The organism is Devosia sp., from assembly GCF_041917035.1.
GTDB lineage: Bacteria > Pseudomonadota > Alphaproteobacteria > Rhizobiales > Devosiaceae > Devosia_A.
Window position 1 is genome coordinate 1 of record NZ_JAYRYM010000438.1, and the last position, 1,741, is coordinate 1,741.

1 protein-coding gene and 1 pseudogene are annotated in these 1,741 nt (G+C 70.7%); both read left to right on the forward strand.

Annotated features, from left to right (window positions below; genetic code table 11):
• A pseudogene (locus ACE3TU_RS22045) lies at positions 1–323 on the forward strand (sugar ABC transporter substrate-binding protein); the annotation flags it as partial.
• A 39-nt stretch (positions 324–362) separates the two neighbouring features.
• A partial coding sequence (locus ACE3TU_RS22050) for a sugar ABC transporter ATP-binding protein (RefSeq protein WP_374627997.1) occupies positions 363–1,741 on the forward strand: 1,379 nt, incomplete at its 3' end.

The following is a 1,741-nucleotide window of genomic DNA, read 5'->3' on the forward strand; positions in this document are numbered from 1 at the left end:
GCTCGGCCACGGCCTGCGCCACCGAGACCGACCCCGGCCTCAAGTGCTTCATCTACACGCACCCGCCCTATCTGAGCGCCGAGGCGATCAAGCTCGCGGTCGATATCCTCGACGGCAATCCGCCGGCCGACAAGACCGTTCTCGGCGACTATCCGCGGCTCACCACCGACATCGTTACGGGCGATTTCTCGCCGGGGACGGACCTGCGCAAGCTCGAGATCGGCGTCAACGTGTTCCCCGACCTGCCGCCCGGCCTGGTGTTGCCGGCCAGCCCCGACTGGGTGAACATCACGGCGGGGGAAGCTGCCGGGACCGGCGGCTGACCCGGCGTCGCGGATCGGCCGGGCTCGGGGATGGTGCCTTTGCTGGAAGCTCTCGGGATCAGCAAGCGCTATGGCGGCATCCTCGCGCTCGATACCATGCACTTCGCCGCCGAGGGTGGCGAAGTGCACGCCATCCTCGGCGAGAACGGTGCCGGCAAGTCCACCTTCATCCAGATCCTCGCCGGCGCGGTGGCCGCCGATGCCGGCGAACTGAAGCTGTCCGGCCGGCCCTACCGCCCGCGCGATCCGCGCGCCGCCCGGCGCTCCGGCATCAGCCCGGTGTTCCAGGAACTCTCCCTCATCCCCGATCTCACCGTCGCCCAGAACATCTTCTTCGGCGACGAACGGCTCTCCCCCTTCGGCACCATCTCGCAACGCGACCTCAACGAGCGCGCCCGCGCCCTGTTCGCCGCGCTCGGGCTCGACCCGATCCGCTCCGATGCCCCGGTGAGCGGCCTCTCGATCGGCGATCGGCAACTCATCGAGATCGTCAAGGGACACGCCAGCGATCCCGCCCTCCACCCCCTCGACCAGGCGACGTCGGCGCTGCTGCCGCGCGCGGTCGACTGGCTGCTCGCACAGGCGCGCGAGCGCGCCGCCGCCGGCCGGCTGGTGCTCTACATTTCGCACCGCATGGACGAGGTGCGCCGCGTCGCCGACCGCATCACCGTGTTGCGCAACGGCCAGACCGTCGCGACCGAGCGCACGGCGGACCTCACCGACGACGCCATCGTCTCGATGATGCTGGGACGCCGGCTCGAGCGGCTGTTCCCCGAACGCCGGTCGACCGTCACCGAGCGGACGGCGCTGCGCGTCGACGGCCTCAGGGTCGGCCACCTGCTGCGCAGCGCCAGCTTCGAACTGCGCGAGGGCGAGATCCTCGGCGTCGCCGGGTTGCAGGGCCATGGCCAGCGCGAACTGTTCATGGCGCTGTTCGGCGCCGAGCGGTCCGAGGGCGACATCGAGGTGTGGGGCCGCCGCGTCACCCCGCGCAGCCCCGGGCAGGCGCTGTCGCCCGAGATCGGCATGGCGCTGCTGCCCGAGGATCGCCGCAACCAGGGGCTGCTGCTCGGCAAGTCCATCCGCGAGAACGTCGTGCTCTCGGCCCTCAAGCGGATCGCCCGGCACGGGCTGCTCGATCCCGCCGCCGAGCGCACTCTGGTCGGTGACGCCATGGAGCGCCTGCGCATCAAGGCCGGCTCGATGGAGCAGGCGGCGGGCACGCTCTCGGGCGGCAACCAGCAGAAGGTCGTGCTCGCCAAGCTGCTCGCGGCGGAGGCGAGGATCCTGCTGTTCTTCGATCCCACCCGCGGCGTCGATGTCGGCACCAAGGCCGAGATCTTCGCGCTGATGCGCGATCTCGCCGCCCGCGGCTTCGCCATCCTGTTCTTCTCCACCGATCTGGCCGAACTGGCCAA